Here is a 17,714-nt window from a genome sequence, read left to right as displayed (position 1 = left end):
CTGCGTGGTCAGTCGGCCGTCAACGTGCTGGGAATTTCACCGCGGTAAGGCATCCACCTGTATCCGGGTTGGAAGACGGTGTAGTCCTCACCTAAGCCCCACTCGGCGTGCAGGGCGTCGCAGAGAACGAGACCGCTGATCGTCCCGTCACGTAACTCGTCCAGCCAATCGTTTTCGAGTTCGGCAGGGTCGACCATGTCTTCGGGATCCCAGCCGACCCGTGCAGCCACGTATCCATCGAAAGTGGTGAGCAGCTCGTACATTTGGTTGCCGAGGTCGGTCAGCTCCGCCGCGGTGAGCGCGAATCGAGGAATCGAACCGTCCAGTGCGACGCCGCACCCGACACCTACCGGCAGCACCGACAATTCGAGGTACGGACCGTCGGAGCGCAGTATCGGAGCGTGTATCGGTATTCGCCGAGCGCCCACGGTCAGCGTTCGCGTCCGGCCGGTAGCGCAGGTGAGCAGGGCTGAACGTGCCGCGTCCATGTTGTCGCCGAAGTTGACTACCAGTTCGAAACTGTACGCCACGCCCACTCCTCTTCTGTGCCGACTGACTCCAGCTGTTGCTGGTCGTCACCCTCGCCGGACAGCTTCCATTCTCGGGGCTGGGGCGGAAAGTTGGGATCGGTAGGTGGCGGGCTCGGCATCTACTCGGCCCATGACATCTTCTCAATCGCCCGCCAATCGACCGCAGTCCACCGGGCTGGACAAGAAGACCAGTGCGATCCTGTCCTACGCGCTGGGCTGGGTCACCGGAATCATCTTCCTCTTCGTCGGAAAGAACGATCCCGACGTGAAATTCCATGCCGCGCAATCGATTGTCTTCTTCGGGGCGGTCTCGGTGGTCAATATCGGGTTGAGCATCCTCGGCTCGATGCTGGCGGCTCTGGGGATCATCTTCAGCCTCGTCGGCCTCGCGGTCGCGGTCTTCTCGTTCGTTGTCTGGATCATGGCGATGGTCAAGGCGAACGGCGCCGGGGGCGTCCGGGCGGAGCTGCCGTTCGTCGGACGGTTCACCGCCCCGTATGCCGATCGCCTGGCCAACTCGATCAACTAGCCGCGCTCCCGCGCCACGCTGTCCGCCACAACTGACCGAAGACGCCAACGGCCCGAGGCTATCTCGGGCCGTTGGCGTCTTCGAAGGCTCAACCGGAGATGGGGGTTCGGTGGTGCAGCGGAAGCGGGTCAGGAACGGTACGGCGGGAGATCGCCGGTCCGGCCCATTGCGGGGCGGGCCGGATATTCCGCTCGCCACCATGGCGGATCCCACACGGGAGGGCCCCGGGGGAGTGGGAACATGATCATGACCGCCCGGGGTTGACGTGATTACACCGACGACGAAGTGAGGGTGCGATGACGAAGCCGACCGATCCGGCCTACCACTGGAACAACGCCGAGCTGGACCTCGACGGGTATCTGGCCCGGATCGGCTTCGACGGGGAACGCGCACCGACGTTGCCGACGCTGCGGGAGCTGGTGCGGTTGCACACCACCACGATTCCGTTCGAGAACCTGGAGATCATCCTCGGCAGGCCGGTCCTGCTCGATCTGGAGTCCTTGCAGGAGAAGCTGATCCGGCAACGTCGTGGCGGATACTGCTATGAGCACGTCACCCTGTTCGCGGCGGTGCTGGAACGTCTCGGCTACAACATCATCGCCTTCAACGGCCGGGTGACGATGGGCGCCGATCAGGGCCTGCGTCCGGCCACGCACGCGCTGCTGCGGGTGACGACCGCCGACGACGACCGGGTCTGGCTCGTCGACGTCGGTTTCGGCTCCGGCCCGCTGGAGCCCTACGAATTGTCCACGGAGACCGGTGAATTCAGTGCCGGCGCGTGGCGGTTCCGGCTGGAGCACACGCTCGGTGAACTGGACACCGACCGTTGGGTGCTGCACCAGTTCGGCAAGGACGGCTGGGTCGACCGCTACACGTTCGCGACCACCCCGCAGTACCGGATCGACTTCGCGGTCGGCAACCACTTCGTCTCCACCTCGCCGCGTTCGCCGTTCACCACGCGGCCGTACGCGCACCGCTTCCTGCCCGACGCCGACCACATGATCGACGGCACCACCGTGGTCACCACGCGCCCGGACGGCAGCAGCGAGACCCGGGAGATCGAGGTGTCCGAGGTGCCGAAGGTCCTGTCCGAGCTGTTCGACATCGACCTCACCGAGGCCGACGCCGCGAAGCTGGCCGAGGGGGACTGGCAGCGGCGGTGAGCGGGCGTCGCAGCTGCCATCCGGAACTACCTGCCGTTACAGTCGGCGGGGTGCGTACCCACCGGAAGTACCTCGTCCTGTTCGCCGCACCCGCGCTCGTGCTCGCCGCCTGCTCGTCCGGACCGGACCAGCCCGACACGGTCGCCGGGCAGTTCGCCGACGCGCTGACCCGCGACGATATCGCCGCGGCGGCCGCTCTCACCGACGATCCGGCGAAGGCCACCGACACCCTGGGCAAGCTCTACGACGGCCTGGGCAAGGAGGTGAAGTTCGATGTCCGTGCGATCGACAAGAACACCTTCACCCTGGCCGCCACCTGGAAGCTCGGCAAGGACGGCAAGTCCGAGTGGACCTACACCACGACCGGTGCCGCGAACGACCGCGGCGACGGCTGGAAGATCGCCTGGAACCCGGACACGGTCGCACCCGGTCTCGCCGCGGGACCGCTGACCTACAGCCCGGTCTACCCGCAGCCCGCCCGGGTGCTCGATGCCGGCGGCGGGGATTTGATGACCCAGCAGGCGGTCACCCTGGTCAATGTGAGCCCCGGCGTCGACACCGGCGCGCTGGCGGGCTTGCTCGGCCCGATCTCGCCGGGTATCACCGCCGCCTCGCTGCAATCGGAACTCGCTGCGGCGCAGGGCAAGCCGATCACTGCGATCAGTTTGCGCGACGCGGATATCGCGCCGATCCAGGCACAATTGGCCGCACTGCCCGGCGTCACGCTCGCCCCGCAGACCCGGTTGCTCACCACGGACAAGACCCTGTCCTCGCCGGTGCTGTCCGGTCTCACCGAACTCTGGCAGCAGAGCGCCGAGGAGAACGCGGGCTGGGCGGTGCGCGCGCAGACCGCGCAGGGCACGCAACGGGTCGGCGGCCAGGACGCGAAGCCGACCACCGATATCGCGACCACGTTGAATATCGACCTGCAGCACGCGGCGGAGGCGGCGCTGGCGCCGATCACCCAACCGGCCGCGATCGTCGCCCTGCAGCCCTCCACCGGCAACGTCGTCGCGGTCGCGCAGAACGATGCCGCCGACGCCCAGGGCCCGATCGCGCTCACCGGCCTGTACCCGCCGGGTTCGACGTTCAAGACGGTGACCGTCTCCGCCGCGCTCGAGGCCGGCACGGTGACCCCGGACACGGTGCTGCCCTGCCCCGGCGTCGCGACCATCGAGGGCCGCCGCATCCCCAACGACAACAACTTCGATCTCGGCTCGGTGCCGCTGCACACCGCGTTCGCGCGGTCCTGCAACACCACGATGGGCGCGCTCGCGGTGAAGCTGCCCGCCGACGCGCTGACCGACGCCGCCGCGCAGCTCGGGCTCGGCATCGACTACGTCACACCGGGTTTGACCACCGTCACCGGCAAAGTCCCGCCGGCCGACACCCCCGCCCTGCGCGTCGAATCCGCCATCGGCCAAGGAAAAGTCACCGCAACGCCGTTCGGCATGGCGCTGGTCGCCGCGTCGATCGCGCACGGCTCGACGCCCGCGCCGGCGATCGTCAAGGGCAAACCCGGCACCGCGGACAAGACGCCCGCGCCGTTGCCCACCACCGTCGTCGAGCAGGTGAAGACGATGATGCGGGAGACCGTGACCGCGGGCACCGCCACGCAGTTGCGCGATATTCCCGGTTTGCTCGGCAAGACCGGCACCGCGGAGTTCATCGATGACAAGCACGCGCACGGCTGGTTCGTCGGGATCGCGGATGACCTGGCATTTGCCGTGTTCATCAATGATGCCAACAGTTCTGGCCCCGCCGTCGACGCCGCGGGCCGGATGCTGCGCGCGGTGCGCTAGTCCCCGCACCGCGATGTGGGCGCAGAATTCGCCCATGCTGAGGAGCGCGGAAGTTCCACGGCCCGCTACACTCGTCCCCGGACCGCGTCAGTAAGCAATAAGCGGGATGTCACGATTTCGAGAAGGTTCGGAGTAGGCGCCATCGATACCGGTCAGTTGATCGCGGAGCATTACCGCCTGGTCGAGCGGATTGGTAGCGGCGGCACAGGCGTGGTTTGGCGTGCCATCGACGAGCGCCTGCAACGCTCGGTGGCCGTCAAGCAGATCCACATCAAGCCGAGCCTGCCCGAGGCCGAGCGTGACGTGGTCCGGCAGCGTGCGATCCGAGAGGCCCGCAACGCGGCCCGCTTCCAGCATCCCAATGCGATCGTCGTGTTCGACATCACCGAGCATCAGGGCGACCCGTGCCTGGTGATGGAGTACCTGAAATCCAACAGCCTGGCCGCGGTGCTCTCCACTCAGGGGCCGCTGCCGCTGACCCATGTCGCCCGCATCGGTGAGCAGGTCGCCTCGGCGCTGATCGCCGCGCATCAGGCCGGCATCGTGCACCGGGACGTCAAGCCGGGCAACATCTTGCTCGACGATCACGGCACGGTGAAGATCACCGACTTCGGCATCTCCCGTGCCGCGGGCGATGTCACGCTCACCGAGACCGGCCTGATCTGCGGTACCGCCGCCTATCTCGCGCCCGAGATGGCGCGCGGCGCCGACCCGACGCCCGCCTCGGACGTGTTCGCTTTGGGCGCAACGCTTTTCCACGCGCTGGAGGGTGAGCCGCCGTACGGCGCGAACGCCAACCCGCTCGCGGTGCTGTACGCCGCCGCCAACGGTCAGGTCAGCGAACCGCGTAATGCGGGCCCGGCCACGGATTTCCTGCTCGACCTGCTCAGCCCGGACCCGCAGGACCGGCCGACCATGCGCGCGGCGCTCGATCATCTCGCCGCCTTCGCCGACTCCGGCCCGGCGCCGGTGGCCGCCGGATTCGTGCCCGCCAGTGAGGCTTTCGTGCGCCGCCGCAACGGCGCGCCGGAATCGGCGACGCGGGCGCTGCGTCCGTCGGCGGTCTCGGGTGCGACGCACCATCCGGCCGAACGGCAACTCCCGACCGACCGGCAGCATGCGCCCGACCGTCAGGCCAGGCAGCGGCCCGCGCCGCGCCCGCCGCAGCACAACACCGCCGCGCACCCGCGCACCGCCACCCAGCCGCGCCCGGCGCCGCGCAAGTCCGGCAGCAAGCGCAAGGCCGTCCTGGTCGGCGCGCTGATCGGCGCGATCATCGCCGCCGTGGCGGTGAGCATCGCCGCGATGTCCCGTGAGGACGCGAATCAGCCTGTGGTGCAGGCGAATCCGCCGAGCTCGAGCGTATCGAGCGGCGGCGCCAGTTCGACTCCGGCCGCCGCCGCGGTGGGCAAGACCAAGAGCGTGGGCAAGGTCGACCAGCGGGCGGCGATCGACCAGGTCGTCGACTTCTACACCAACCTGTCCGATTTGGACCTCCCGGCGGCGTGGAAGCGGTTGACCCCCGCGGCCCAGCAGGTCTACGGCAGCCAGCAGGCCTTCGAGAGCTACTGGACGAAGAATCGGCTCACCGGCTTCAACACCGTCGACACCGCGGACAGCGGCAGCGGTAGTGGCGACGGCTCGGTGGCGGTCAACGTGGCGAGTGTGACCTACGGCGGTTCGAACAAGTCGGTGACGCTGCGGATGATCAACTCCGGCAACGGATCCGCCTTGATCGACACCGATACGCGCTGAGCCGCGGGACGGAAAACTTCTGGTCGACGGTTCCGAGGGGAGGCGGGCTGCGCCGCCGCCCTCGTGTCGGAGCGCACGTTTCCGACGGGTGGCGGGCTGCTGCGTGGCCGCCCTCGTGCCAGCGCGTATGTGCTCGACGTGGTTGCGTCCAGCCTGGTCGACTCGCGCCCGTCCGTCGCTCGCCCTCGATCGGTTACCGTTGTCGGTGCATCGCCGTAGCGGGCGGACACAAGCCGGTGGGGCCGCCCGGCAGTCCGTGGCCCGGATACTCGACGCCGATCAGCGTGGCAAGGGGCGTCGGCAGCAGGGCGCCGCGGGGACTTACGGCTCAGCTGAGTGGACCGGGCGGATAACGGGTGGCGTCGGCCCATTAGGCTGGTAGCTGCAACTTTCCTGTTGCGGATCAGCTGAGGACAAGGATCGACACCACATGACAACCCGCATCGAGCTCGCCCGCGTCGATTTGCGCGGTCGCACTCCCTCCGTTGCCGAGCTGCGCGCCGCGCTGCCGCGCGGGGGAGTCGACGTGGACTCGGTGCTGCATCAGGTGCGGCCGGTGGTGGAAGCGATCCGGGACCATGGTGTTTCGGCGGCGCAGGAGTACAGCGAGAAGTTCGACGGTGTGATCCCGGCCACGGTGCGGGTCCTCGCGGCAGAGCTGGAAAAGGCGCTGGCAGACCTGGACCCGGCGGTGCGCGCGGCGCTGGAAGAGTCCATCGCCAGGGCCAGGAAGGTGCACGCCGATCAGCGCCGCACCGACAAGACCACCGAGGTGGTGCCCGGCGGCACTGTGACCGAGCGCTGGGTGCCGGTCGAGCGGGTCGGGCTGTATGTGCCCGGCGGCAACGCGGTCTATCCGTCGAGCGTGGTGATGAACGTGGTGCCCGCGCAGACCGCCGGCGTCGGTTCGCTGGTGGTCGCCTCGCCGCCGCAGGCGCAGTTCGGCGGCCTGCCGCACCCCACCATCCTGGCCGCCGCGCGGTTGCTCGGCGTCGACGAGGTGTGGGCGGTCGGCGGCGCGCAGGGCGTGGCGCTGCTGTCCTACGGCGGCGTCGACACCGACGGCGCGCAGCTGGAGCCGGTCGACCTGATCACCGGACCGGGCAACATCTACGTGACCGCGGCGAAGCGGCTGTGCCGCGGACTGGTCGGCATCGACGCGGAGGCGGGCCCGACCGAGATCGCGATCCTGGCCGACGCCACCGCCGATCCCGTGCACGTGGCCGCCGACCTGGTCAGCCAGGCCGAGCACGACGTGCTCGCCGCCAGCGTGCTCGTCACCGACAGTGTGGCGCTGGCCGACGCGGTCGATGCCGCGCTGACCCGGCAGCTGAGCGTGGTGAAGCACGCGCACCGGGTCACCGAGGCGTTGCGCGGCAAGCAATCCGGCACGGTGCTGGTCGACGATATCGAGCAGGGCCTGCGGGTGGTGAACGCCTACGCGGCCGAGCACCTGGAGATCCAGACCGCCGACGCCGCCGCGGTGGCGGGCCGGGTGCGCAGTGCCGGTGCGGTTTTCGTCGGCGCGTACGCCCCGGTGAGCCTCGGCGACTACTGCGCCGGATCCAACCACGTGCTGCCGACCGCCGGATGCGCAAGGCACTCTTCGGGTTTGAGTGTGCAGACGTTCCTGCGCGGGATCCACGTGGTGGAGTACACCGAGGCGGCGCTGAAGGATGTCGCCGGACACGTGGTGGCGCTGGCGAACGCCGAGGATCTGCCCGCGCACGGCCAGGCCGTGCAGGCGCGTTTCGAGGCGCTGTCATGAGTCGTCCCGCGACCGTGCCGGGTTCGGGGATCGGCCTCGACGATCTGCCGCTGCGGGAGAACCTGCGCGGCAAGAAGCCCTACGGCGCACCGCAATTGACGGTGCCGGTGCAGTTGAACACCAACGAGAACCCGCACCCGCCCAGCCGGGCCCTGATCGACGACGTCGCCGAGTCCATCCGGCTCGCGGCCGAGGACCTGCACCGCTACCCGGATCGGGACGCGGTCGCGCTGCGCGCCGGGCTCGCCGAATACCTCACCCGGCAAACGGGTGTCGCGGTGACCGGCGACAACGTCTGGGCCGCCAACGGTTCCAACGAGATCCTGCAGCAGCTGTTGCAGGCGTTCGGTGGGCCGGGCCGCAGCGCACTGGGTTTCGTGCCCTCCTATTCGATGCACCCGATCATCTCCGAGGGCATCGACACCGAATGGGTGGCGGCCGAGCGCAGCGCCGACTTCTCCCTCGACGTCGACTACGCGGTGGCCGCCATCGCCGAGCGTTCGCCGAACGTGGTGTTCGTGACCAGCCCGAACAATCCCACCGGACACAGCATTCCGGTGGCCGAGCTGGCGCGGATCATCGAGGCCGCGCCGGGCATCGTGGTGGTGGACGAGGCCTACGGCGAGTTCTCCGCGCAGCCGAGCGCGCTGACCTTGATCGACCGGTTCCCGGCCAAACTGGTGGTGACCCGGACGATGAGCAAGGCCTTCGCCTTCGCCGGCGGCCGCCTCGGCTACCTGATCGCCGCGCCCGCGGTGATCGACGCGATGCTGCTGGTCCGGCTGCCCTACCACCTGTCGGTGGTGACCCAGGCCGCCGCGCGCGCCGCACTGCGGCACGCGGACGAAACGCTCGGCAGCGTAGCGGAACTCGCCGCACAGCGCGACCGGGTGGCCGCGGCGCTGCGCGACCTCGGCTTCGACGTGGTGCCCAGCGACGCGAACTTCCTGCTGTTCGGCCGGTTCAGCGACGCGCCGCGCACCTGGCAGCGCTACCTGGACCACGGCGTGCTGATCCGCGATGTCGGCATTCCCGGCTATCTGCGCACCACGATCGGCCTGGCCGCGGAGAACGACGAATTCCTGAAGGTCAGCCGCATCCTGGTCGACACCGACCTGACGCCCCGATGAATCCGCCTGTGGAGGAAGCAATGACGAACCGAACCGCGCGGGTGGAGCGCATCACCAAGGAATCCAGCATCGTGGTGGAGCTGGACCTCGACGGCACCGGCAAGACCGAGATCGCCACCGGCGTGCCGTTCTACGACCACATGCTGACCGCGCTCGGCGCCCACGCCAGCTTCGACCTGACCGTGCGGGCCGAGGGCGATATCGAGATCGAGGCGCACCACACGGTCGAGGACACCGCGATCGTGTTCGGGCAGGCGCTGGGCAAGGCCTTGGGCGACAAGGCCGGTATCCGCCGCTTCGGTGACGCCTACATCCCGATGGACGAGACCCTGGCGCACGCCGCGGTGGACGTGTCCGGGCGGCCGTACTGTGTGCACACCGGCGAGCCGGAACACCTGTTGCACGCGGTCATCCCGGGCTCCGGCCCCGGCGCGCCGTATTCGACGGTGCTGAACCGGCACGTCTTCGAATCGATCGCGTTGAACGCGCGGATCGCGCTGCACGTCCGCGTGCTCTACGGCCGCGACCAGCACCACGTCACCGAGGCCGAATTCAAGGCGGTGGCACGGGCTTTGCGCGCCGCGGTCGAACTCGATCCGCGGGTCCAGGGTGTGCCGTCCACCAAGGGGACGCTGTGAGCCTGAAATCTGTTGCGCTGCTGGACTACGGCTCCGGCAACCTGCACTCGGCCGAGCGGGCGCTGGCCCGGGCCGGGGCCGAGGTGGAAGTGACCGCGGACCCCGAAATCGCTTTGGCCGCAGATGGTCTCGTGGTTCCCGGCGTCGGCGCGTATGCCGCCTGCATGGCGGGCCTGCGCGCGGTGCGCGGGGAGCGGATGATCGGTCAGCGGCTCGCCGGCGGCAGGCCGGTGCTCGGCATCTGCGTCGGCATGCAGATCCTGTTCGAGCGCGGGGTCGAGTTCGGCGTGCAGACCGAGGGCTGCGCGGAATGGCCGGGCACGGTGGAACGTCTGGCCGCCCCGGTGCTGCCGCACATGGGCTGGAACACCGTCGCCGCGCCGGCCGACAGCATGCTGTTCGCGGGCATGGACGCCGAGACCCGCTTCTACTTCGTGCACTCCTACGCCGCGCAGACCTGGGAGCTGCCGCCCGGTCAGCATTTCGCCGAGCCCAAGCTCACCTGGGCCGAGCACGGCGTGCCGTTCCTCGCCGCGGTGGAGAACGGGGCGCTCTCGGCGACCCAGTTCCACCCGGAGAAGTCCGGCGACGCCGGCGCCCAGCTGCTGCGCAACTGGGTGCAGTCGCTCTAAATCAGTTGGTCTCGGCCCGGTTGACCAGCCACCGGCCGTCCACGTTCACGACGGTGACCAGCAGCGACATCTTGTTGGTCTTGGGCATGCCCTCGGTGGCGTCGCTGGTCGTGGTCTGCACCACGGTGAGCGTGACATCGGCCTGGTTCGCGTCGCCGGACACGACGCGGCAGTCCACCGAATTGACCTCCGCCTTGGTGTGGTGGGCGGCGAGCGCGTCCAGGATCTTCGGTGTGGCCCGCTCGAACTCGTCGCGGAACCCGCCGGTGGTGACGTCGAGCATGCGCCCGGCATGTTCGCCGAAGTTCGCGTAGTCGTAGGTGCCTGCGACCCGGCCGAATTCGCACCCGGCCAGCCGGGCCTCCTCGGGCGGTGCGGCCGCGGCGGTCGGCGCGGTGGCGAGACCCACGAGGCAGCAGGCCGCCGAAAGGGCGGACAGGGCAGCAAGAGTCGAACGTGACATACGGGAACCCCAGGGAGAGTAAGGAATAGGCGATCGGAGTGAGCGCCGAGGCGAGACACTACCGGCCCGCGGGCCGGTCCGGCGCCCGTTGCCGAGGATCGCGGTCTCCGGGCAGACCCTGAGTGCCCCGCGCCGAATATCAGGGACGGCACCGGATCCGCGCGCGCCCGCCCGCGGTTACGGTCGATTCGAGGAGGGCGCCATGCGACGCGGCACCATTGCCTCGGTCGTGCTGACGGGTTACGCGGTGCTCGCGTGCTTCGCCTTCGCGACGACCGCGGCGGAAACAATCTTTCTGTACCCCAACATCTTCCGGGATGTCCCCGACTCGCTGGCGCTGACCGAGCAATTCATGAGTGCGGTCGCCGTCGGCGATGTGATGCGCCCGCTCGGCGCGGCGTTGACGTTGTGCGCGCTGCTCGCGGGCGCGGCGGCGCTGTGGGCCCGGCTGGGCAGGCGATGGCTGGCGCTGTCGCTGGCGTCGCTGGTGAGCGGCCAGTTCCTGCTCTCGGTCCTGTACCAGTGGCCGCGGGCGTCGATCCTGTTCGACGATCGGGCCGGGCACACGCTCGACGAGATCCGGCGTGCCGCAACCGAGTTCCAGGTCGGACAGGGGTTGCGCATTCTGGCGGCGGCGCTCACCGCGCTGTTCGCCGTGGTGGCGGCGCTGGTCTGCTATCGCGCGCGGATCCGGGCAACTGTCTCGGCCAGCTCCGTCGATCATGTGGTGGGCGTTCCCGGCACGGGCTAGATTGGCCGTCATGGCGATCGCGCGCGACGGGGCGCCGGACAGGCTCGGTGCTATGCCGACGCGACTGGTGGACCAGGTCGCGCTGCTCGCCAACCGGGCGGCCGAGCGAGCGCTGGACAGCACCGGTTCGCGGCGGCACCACTACGCCCTGCTCGCGGTGCTGGGTGAGACGGGCGCGGCCGGGCAGGCCGAGATCGGTAAACGCACCCGGATCGACCGCAGCGATATCGTCACCGCGGTCAACGAACTGGCGGCCCGCGGCTTCGTGGAACGCGGGCCCGACCCAGGCGATCGCCGGCGCAAGATCGTCACGCTGACCGAGACAGGCGCGGCGCATCTCGCCGAACTGGACCGTCGACTCGCCGGGGCGCAGGAGGAATTGCTCACCGGGCTGGCGCCCGCCGAACGCGCCGAACTCGTCCGGCTGCTCACTCACATCCTCGATCGACACCACCCGCCGAGGTGATCGGCGCGCCCATTCCCGCAGGCCGGAGGCAGACGGGTGAGACGGAACGACTAGGCTGTTCAAAGTGAGTCTTGTGCTGCTACCCGCCGTCGATGTCGCCAATGGAGAGGCCGTGCGCCTCGTGCAGGGAGAGGCCGGTAGCGAAACCAGCTACGGCTCGCCCCGCGAGGCGGCGCTGGCATGGCAAGAGGCGGGTGCGGAGTGGGTCCATCTGGTCGACCTCGACGCCGCCTTCGGGCGCGGCTCGAACCGGGAGCTGCTCGCCGAGGTGGTCGGCGAACTCGACGTGAAGGTGGAGCTGTCCGGCGGTATCCGCGACGACGACTCCCTGGCCGCGGCGCTGGCCACCGGCTGCCACCGGGTGAACCTCGGCACCGCCGCGCTGGAGGATCCGATCTGGTGCGCCAAGGCCCTCGCCCAGCACGGTGAGCGGATCGCGGTGGGTCTGGACGTGCGGATCATCGACGGCGAACACCGGCTGCGCGGGCGCGGCTGGGTCAGCGACGGCGGCGATCTGTGGGAGGTGCTCGAGCGCCTGGAACGGGACGGCTGCACCCGCTACGTGGTCACCGACGTCACCAAGGACGGCACCCTCACCGGGCCGAACCTGGACCTGCTGCGTGAGGTGTGCGCCGCGACCGACGCGCCGGTCATCGCCTCCGGCGGCGTGTCCACCATCGACGACCTGATCGCGATCGCCGAGCTGGTGCCGGACGGCGTCGAGGGGTCGATCGTCGGCAAGGCGCTCTACGCGGGCCGGTTCACCCTGCCCGAGGCGCTGGCCGCGGTGAGATGAGCCAGGATTCCCCGGCGCTGCCCGACCTTTCGGCGCTGCTCGGCATCGCGCGCGAAATCCTGGACTCGGTCACCTCCCGGTTCGTCGAGGGTGTCGGCGCGCCGAGCGCGGTGACCAAGGGCCGCAACGATTTCGCCACCGAACTGGACCTGGAGCTCGAGCGCACCATCTCGGCGCAGCTGCAGCAGCGCACCGGGATCGGCGTGCACGGTGAGGAATTCGGCGGGCCGGACCTGGTGTCGGGCACCTCGTGGGTGCTCGACCCGATCGACGGCACCTTCAATTACTCGTCCGGGCACCCGCTTTCGGGCATGCTGCTCGCCCTGGTGCACGAGGGCGAGCCGGTGCTCGGACTCACCTGGCTGCCGCTGCTCGGGCAGCGTTACGCCGCCCAGGCCGGCGGGCCGGTGCTGCTGAACGGTCAGCCGCTGCCGCCGTTACCGCACGGCAAGCTCGCCGAGGCGATGATCGGCTTCGGCGCGTTCAATGTCGATGCGCGCGGCCGGATTCCGGGCCAATTCCGGTTCGATCTGCTCGGCCCGCTGAGCCGGCTCTCCTCGCGGGTGCGGATGCACGGCTCGACCGGAATCGACCTGGCGTTCACCGCCTCCGGGGTGCTCGGCGGCGCGATCGTGTTCGGGCATCATCCCTGGGACAACGCCGCGGGTGTGGCGCTGATCCGGGCGGCGGGCGGTGTCGTCACCGACCTGGCGGGGGAGCCGTGGACCATCACCTCGGGTTCGGTGCTCGCCGCGGCGCCCGGCGTGCACGAGGAACTGCTCGAGATGATCTGCACGGTCGCCGATCCGGCGACCGCGGAGGAAGGGTGAGGCAATGACGTTGGCGGTACGCGTGATTCCGTGTCTGGATGTCGACGCGGGCCGGGTGGTCAAGGGCGTGAACTTCGAAAACCTGCGCGACGCGGGCGATCCCGTCGAGCTGGCCGCGACCTATGACGCGCAGGGCGCCGACGAACTCACCTTCCTCGACGTCACCGCCTCGACCGGCGACCGCGGCACCATGATCGACGTGGTGACCCGCACCGCCGAGCAGATCTTCATCCCGCTCACCGTCGGCGGCGGCGTGCGCACCGTCGACGACGTGGACCGGCTGCTGCGCGCGGGCGCGGACAAGGTGTCGGTGAACACCGCCGCGATCGCGCGTCCCGAGGTGCTGCGCGAGATGTCGGAGCGGTTCGGCTCGCAGTGCATCGTGCTGTCCGTCGACGCGCGCACGGTGCCCGCGGGCCAGCCCGCGACGGCCTCCGGCTGGGAGGTCACCACCCACGGCGGCAAACGCGGCACCGGCATCGACGCGGTCGAATGGGCCACTCGCGGCGCCGAATTGGGCGTCGGGGAGATCCTGTTGAACTCGATGGACGCCGACGGCACCAAGGCCGGTTTCGACCTCGCGATGATCCGCGCCGTGCGTGCCGCGGTGACCGTGCCGGTGATCGCGTCCGGCGGCGCGGGCGCCGTCGAGCATTTCGCCCCCGCGGTCCAGGCCGGCGCCGATGCGGTCCTGGCGGCCAGCGTCTTCCACTTCGGCGAACTCACCATCGGCCAGGTGAAGGACTCGATGCGCGCCGAGGACATCGTCGTCCGGTAGTCCGCGCAACCCAGCCGACCCCAGCCGCAGGCGTTGTCGTACGGCAGATTCGGTGCGTAGTGGCGCCATACCCGTTCCGGTGTGGTGTGTCCGAGCCGGGCGCACGCCGCGGCCGCCGGGTCGACGAGGGTCTGGAGTGCGCCACGGGACGTCCCAGATCCGGACGTTGCGCGGGTTTCGGGAGACGAGCAGCCCGTCGGCGCGCAACCGCAGTGCGGTTCGCGGTGGTCCCCGCTGACTGTCGCCGGGGATCGCGCCGCGCTGCGGGTGCACAACGAGCACGACCCGCTCAGCCGGACGGCCGAGCGGGTCGTCGGGTGCGTTCAGGCACCTGCCACTTTGAGCAGGACCGCGCCCGCGATGATCGCGGCGAAGGACACGACCTTGGGCAGGGTGATCTTCTCGTGGTAGACGAGTGCGCCGAGGATGACCGTGCCGAGCGCGCCGACACCGGTCCAGATGGTGTATCCCACACCGACATCCAGGGTGCGCAGCGCCAGGCTCAGCGTGAAGATGCCGCCCGCCGCGGCGAACAGGGTGAAGACCGAGGGCCAGAGTTTGGTGAAACCGTTGGTCGCATTGGTGCCGAGCGCGAACGCGATCTCGAAAACGATGGCGATGCCGAGAAATAACCAGGCCATGACGAAAGCTCCTGTGCTGGTAATGAAGTGAGGGATCAGGCGGCTACGGGCCGGGTGGCGCGGGCGGCGATGGTGTCGGCGAGTTTCAGGCCGAGTACGCCGCCGATGATCAGGACGAAGGCGAGCACCTTCCAGACGTTCAGCGTCTCGTGGAAGATCACCGTGCCGAGGGTGACGGTGCCGACCGAGCCGATGCCGGTCCACACGGTGTAACCCACCCCCACGTCGAGGGTGCGCAGCGCGAGGCTGAGGAAGAAGATGCCGCCGGCCGCGGCGGCCGCGGTGAGCAGGGACGGGCCGAGCACGGTGAATCCGTGCGTGGCGTTGGTCGCCAGCGCGAAGACCACTTCGAACACGGCGGCGATCAGCAGGTAGATCCAGGCCATCGGAACAGCTCCTTATTTGTATGTATATGCAACTAAGTTGCGTGCGGAGAAGTATGCATGTACAAATAATCTGTGTCAAACACGGTGCGGGACGAGCAGATGTGGAGTCGGCTGTCCGCCTTGTATGTCCAGGTGGAAGGCCGATTGGCGACAGCGGTGCAGCGTGGGCACGGGCTCGGGTTGTCGGAGTTCCGTGCCCTCGGGTTCCTGTGCGAGGCCGAGGACGGCGAGCTGCGCATGCAGGATCTGTCGAACCGGCTCGGGTTGAATCAGAGTTCGGTGACCAGGCTCGTCGGACGGCTCGACGCCGCGGGCCTGGCCTATCGCGATCTCTGCCCGGACGATCGGCGCGGGGTCTACACGGTGATCACCGACGAGGGGCGGGCCCGGTACGAGGCGGCCCGCGGCACCTACCGCGACACGCTCGCCGCGGCCTTGGACGAATCCGACGACGACACCGTGGCCGCCCTGCGCCGGGCCCGGGTCTGAGCTTTGTTATAAACGGTCACATGAGTCTCGATCCCGCCATCGCCGCCCGGCTCAAGCGCAACGACGCGGGCCTGGTGTCCGCCGTCGCGCAGGAGCGCGGCACCGGCGACGTGTTGATGGTCGCGTGGATGGACGACGAGGCGCTGGCCCGCACGCTGGAAACCCGCAAGGCGACCTATTATTCGCGCTCGCGGCAGCAGTACTGGGTCAAGGGGGAGACCTCCGGCCACACGCAGTACGTGCACGAGGTCCGGCTCGACTGCGACGGGGACACCGTGCTGCTGGTCGTCGATCAAGCAGGCGCGGCGTGCCACACCGGGACGCACACGTGTTTCGACGCGGACGTGCTGCTCGCCGATCCGGCCTAGCCGGGGCCTATGTGCCGCGTTCCGCGGCGCCGCCGGTGTCGGGGCGGCTGAGCGCATCGGTCAGATGGTCCGCGAGCAGCTCGCTGAGTTCGGCGAGCTGAGCCGTCTGCTCCGGCTCCAAACCATCGAAAACCATGTGCCGCACGGCATCCAGGTAACCGGGGGCCGCCTCGACCACCTTGTGGTAGCCGTCGTCTGTGAGTACGGCCTGCACGCCACGGCGCCCGGCGGTAGCCGAGCGTTGCGCCCAGCCCATCCGCTCCAGCTTCGACACCACATGCGAAAGTCGTGATAGCGATGCATTTGCCTTGTGCGCGAGGTCACTCATCTGCAGCCGGTGCCCGGGCTCCTCGGACAGCAGGGTCAAAACCCAGTATTCGAAATGGGTGACCCCGGATTCTCGTTGCAGCTGCGTGTCCAAAGCGCCTGGTAGACGCGTCATCAGCGCAACAACCGCGCGCCAAGCTCGTTGTTCTACGGGGTCTAACCACTTCGTCACTGGTGTGCCTTCTTTCAAGCCAAGTGACGTGGTTTTGTTAGTAAGCCTAGCGATTATTGAAAAGCGTGTTCACAGTCACCCGTGACTCTGAGTTTGCCACGACTTCGCTCGGCCGTCATGAAGTTGGCAGGTGAGGTGAGTTCACTCACAGACCGCCGGGGCCGGTCATGGGTTTTGCCGCATCGGCGGGCGGGGTCGCTTGTGCATGTGCACGCTTCGGGCGCCGCCTGCGCCACCACCGGGAGACGGTGAGGGCGAGCACGGCGAGCCAGATCACGGCCGCGACGATCGCGCCGACCAGCGTCGCGCCCCGGAAGGCGGGCGCGTCGACGTCCAGAATTCGTTGTCCGGCATGGGCTGCGTTGCTGCCGCCGAGCACGATGGTCAGCGTCATCAGATTGGGAATCGCGACCAGCGCGGCGATCACCACGGCCGCGCCCGCCAGGAACCGGCCGGCCCGGCGCCGCCACACCCGCCCCGCGAACAGCAGCAGGAGCAGCGGGACGAGGGTGCACACGCCGCCGTAGACCAGGCCCCAGCCGATGCCCTTGGCGAAGCTGCCGTTGACCATCTCCGCGATCCGCTGCGCCCACCAGCGCGGAATGAACGCAGAGAGGATGAAGTAGGCGACGAACAACAGGACGAGCAAAGCCAGCCCACCGGCGAGCCAGGTCCGCCACGCGGGACCGGTCGATTTCTGCTCCAGCTGTCCGTCGGTCGCAGTCATGACCCCAGGGTAAGCCGGGCATGCGGCGGAAACGGGCTGATCTTCCCGGCGTTTCGGTACGTCCGTGCCGGGATCTGCGCCGGACTTGCCTACTTCGCCCGCTCGCGCAGGAACTTCAGCGCCTCGTCGGCGTGCACGTTGGCCCGCAGTTCGCCGGTGATGATCTTGCCGACGGTGCGGTCCTGGTCGATCACGAAGGTCTGGCGCTTGACCGGAGCCAGCTTGCCGAGCAGTCCGCGCTTCACGCCGAACTGCGCGGCGACCACGCCGTCCGGATCGGAGAGCAGGGGATAGCCGAGTCGCTGCTTGTCGGCGAAACCCGCCTGAGTCGCCACCGCGTCGGCGCTGATGCCCGCGCAGGACGCGCCGAGCGCGGCGAAATCGGCCGCTACATCACGGAAGTGACAGGCCTCCGCCGTGCAGACCGGCGTGTTGGCGGCGGGATAGAAGAAGAGCACCAGCGGACCGTTCGCGAGCAAGGCATCGAGCGAACGGAGCGTGCCGGACTGATCGGGGAGCTCGAACTGGGGAGCGAGCTGTCCTGTCTGCATAAAAGAGACAGTACCGGGCACT

General features: G+C 69.0%; 22 protein-coding genes. 15 read left to right on the top strand and 7 right to left on the bottom strand.

Annotated features, from left to right (window positions below):
- Positions 1-8 precede the first annotated feature (8 nt).
- A complete protein-coding gene (locus tag NBRGI_RS38490; RefSeq protein WP_148311123.1) occupies positions 9-530 on the bottom strand; it encodes a hypothetical protein in 522 nt (173 codons plus the stop codon).
- Positions 531-660: 130 nt separating this feature from the next.
- Here NBRGI_RS38490 and NBRGI_RS38485 point away from each other — a divergent pair, with 130 nt between their 5' ends.
- From NBRGI_RS38485 to hisH, 8 genes are all read left to right on the top strand, one after another.
- On the top strand, positions 661-1,059 hold the full coding sequence (locus NBRGI_RS38485; RefSeq protein ID WP_029902516.1) for a DUF4870 domain-containing protein: 399 nt from the start codon (positions 661-663) through the stop codon (positions 1,057-1,059).
- 296 nt (positions 1,060-1,355) lie between these two features.
- Positions 1,356-2,222: an arylamine N-acetyltransferase family protein gene (locus tag NBRGI_RS38480; RefSeq protein WP_029902513.1), complete on the top strand. Its 867-nt coding sequence runs from the start codon at positions 1,356-1,358 to the stop codon at positions 2,220-2,222.
- A gap of 50 nt (positions 2,223-2,272) precedes the next feature.
- On the top strand, positions 2,273-4,024 hold the full coding sequence (locus NBRGI_RS38475) for a penicillin-binding transpeptidase domain-containing protein (RefSeq protein WP_029902512.1): 1,752 nt from the start codon (positions 2,273-2,275) through the stop codon (positions 4,022-4,024).
- Positions 4,025-4,234: 210 nt separating this feature from the next.
- A complete protein-coding gene (locus NBRGI_RS38470) occupies positions 4,235-5,779 on the top strand; it encodes a serine/threonine-protein kinase (protein WP_235211252.1) in 1,545 nt (514 codons plus the stop codon).
- A 430-nt stretch (positions 5,780-6,209) separates the two neighbouring features.
- Complete coding sequence (hisD, locus tag NBRGI_RS38465; protein WP_029902508.1) at positions 6,210-7,547, top strand: histidinol dehydrogenase; 1,338 nt, start codon at positions 6,210-6,212, stop codon at positions 7,545-7,547.
- Positions 7,544-8,677 (top strand): histidinol-phosphate transaminase, encoded by a 1,134-nt coding sequence (locus NBRGI_RS38460; protein WP_029902506.1) that lies wholly within the window; start codon positions 7,544-7,546, stop codon positions 8,675-8,677. Before hisD ends, NBRGI_RS38460 begins: the two co-directional genes overlap by 4 nt.
- A gap of 20 nt (positions 8,678-8,697) precedes the next feature.
- Positions 8,698-9,315, top strand: a complete 618-nt coding sequence (gene hisB / locus NBRGI_RS38455; RefSeq protein WP_029902504.1) for an imidazoleglycerol-phosphate dehydratase HisB — start codon at positions 8,698-8,700, stop codon at positions 9,313-9,315.
- Complete coding sequence (gene hisH / locus NBRGI_RS38450; RefSeq protein WP_029902502.1) at positions 9,312-9,947, top strand: imidazole glycerol phosphate synthase subunit HisH; 636 nt, start codon at positions 9,312-9,314, stop codon at positions 9,945-9,947. The genes hisB and hisH overlap by 4 nt, the downstream gene beginning before the upstream one ends.
- 1 nt (position 9,948) lies before the next feature.
- Here hisH and NBRGI_RS38445 read toward each other — a convergent pair whose 3' ends face one another.
- Positions 9,949-10,410: a hypothetical protein gene (locus NBRGI_RS38445; RefSeq protein WP_148311122.1), complete on the bottom strand. Its 462-nt coding sequence runs from the start codon at positions 10,408-10,410 to the stop codon at positions 9,949-9,951.
- A 202-nt stretch (positions 10,411-10,612) separates the two neighbouring features.
- Here NBRGI_RS38445 and NBRGI_RS38440 point away from each other — a divergent pair, with 202 nt between their 5' ends.
- From NBRGI_RS38440 to hisF, 5 genes are all read left to right on the top strand, one after another.
- A complete protein-coding gene (locus NBRGI_RS38440; protein ID WP_051728358.1) occupies positions 10,613-11,161 on the top strand; it encodes a hypothetical protein in 549 nt (182 codons plus the stop codon).
- Between the two features lie 10 nt (positions 11,162-11,171).
- On the top strand, positions 11,172-11,627 hold the full coding sequence (locus NBRGI_RS38435) for a MarR family winged helix-turn-helix transcriptional regulator (protein WP_014983284.1): 456 nt from the start codon (positions 11,172-11,174) through the stop codon (positions 11,625-11,627).
- Between the two features lie 64 nt (positions 11,628-11,691).
- Positions 11,692-12,423 (top strand): bifunctional 1-(5-phosphoribosyl)-5-((5-phosphoribosylamino)methylideneamino)imidazole-4-carboxamide isomerase/phosphoribosylanthranilate isomerase PriA, encoded by a 732-nt coding sequence (priA, locus tag NBRGI_RS38430; protein WP_014983285.1) that lies wholly within the window; start codon positions 11,692-11,694, stop codon positions 12,421-12,423.
- On the top strand, positions 12,420-13,253 hold the full coding sequence (locus tag NBRGI_RS38425; RefSeq protein WP_029902496.1) for an inositol monophosphatase family protein: 834 nt from the start codon (positions 12,420-12,422) through the stop codon (positions 13,251-13,253). The genes priA and NBRGI_RS38425 overlap by 4 nt, the downstream gene beginning before the upstream one ends.
- 4 nt (positions 13,254-13,257) lie before the next feature.
- On the top strand, positions 13,258-14,031 hold the full coding sequence (gene hisF, locus NBRGI_RS38420; protein ID WP_014983287.1) for an imidazole glycerol phosphate synthase subunit HisF: 774 nt from the start codon (positions 13,258-13,260) through the stop codon (positions 14,029-14,031).
- A 323-nt stretch (positions 14,032-14,354) separates the two neighbouring features.
- Here hisF and NBRGI_RS38415 read toward each other — a convergent pair whose 3' ends face one another.
- Entirely contained in the window at positions 14,355-14,672 is a 318-nt protein-coding gene (locus tag NBRGI_RS38415; protein ID WP_029902494.1) for a DMT family transporter, read from the bottom strand.
- Positions 14,673-14,707: 35 nt separating this feature from the next.
- Complete coding sequence (locus NBRGI_RS38410) at positions 14,708-15,058, bottom strand: DMT family transporter (protein WP_029902492.1); 351 nt, start codon at positions 15,056-15,058, stop codon at positions 14,708-14,710.
- A 72-nt stretch (positions 15,059-15,130) separates the two neighbouring features.
- On the opposite strand from NBRGI_RS38410, the gene NBRGI_RS38405 reads away from it, so the two are divergent.
- On the top strand, positions 15,131-15,547 hold the full coding sequence (locus NBRGI_RS38405) for a MarR family winged helix-turn-helix transcriptional regulator (protein WP_029902490.1): 417 nt from the start codon (positions 15,131-15,133) through the stop codon (positions 15,545-15,547).
- A 20-nt stretch (positions 15,548-15,567) separates the two neighbouring features.
- On the top strand, positions 15,568-15,915 hold the full coding sequence (gene hisI, locus NBRGI_RS38400) for a phosphoribosyl-AMP cyclohydrolase (protein ID WP_029902488.1): 348 nt from the start codon (positions 15,568-15,570) through the stop codon (positions 15,913-15,915).
- A 7-nt stretch (positions 15,916-15,922) separates the two neighbouring features.
- On the opposite strand, the gene NBRGI_RS38395 is transcribed toward hisI, so the two are convergent.
- The 3 genes from NBRGI_RS38395 to NBRGI_RS38385 all read right to left on the bottom strand — a co-directional run bounded on the left by NBRGI_RS38395 (position 15,923) and on the right by NBRGI_RS38385 (position 17,692).
- Entirely contained in the window at positions 15,923-16,357 is a 435-nt protein-coding gene (locus tag NBRGI_RS38395; RefSeq protein ID WP_226887431.1) for a MarR family winged helix-turn-helix transcriptional regulator, read from the bottom strand.
- Positions 16,358-16,559: 202 nt separating this feature from the next.
- Complete coding sequence (locus NBRGI_RS38390; RefSeq protein WP_029902484.1) at positions 16,560-17,141, bottom strand: hypothetical protein; 582 nt, start codon at positions 17,139-17,141, stop codon at positions 16,560-16,562.
- Between the two features lie 89 nt (positions 17,142-17,230).
- Positions 17,231-17,692: a peroxiredoxin gene (locus NBRGI_RS38385; RefSeq protein WP_029902482.1), complete on the bottom strand. Its 462-nt coding sequence runs from the start codon at positions 17,690-17,692 to the stop codon at positions 17,231-17,233.
- Positions 17,693-17,714 lie beyond the last annotated feature (22 nt).

The sequence above is a fragment of the Nocardia brasiliensis IFM 10847 genome, assembly GCF_000710915.1.
GTDB classification, from domain to species: domain Bacteria; phylum Actinomycetota; class Actinomycetes; order Mycobacteriales; family Mycobacteriaceae; genus Nocardia; species Nocardia brasiliensis_A.
Note: the sequence above shows the minus strand (reverse complement) of the source record. Positions and strands in the feature narration are given on the sequence as shown.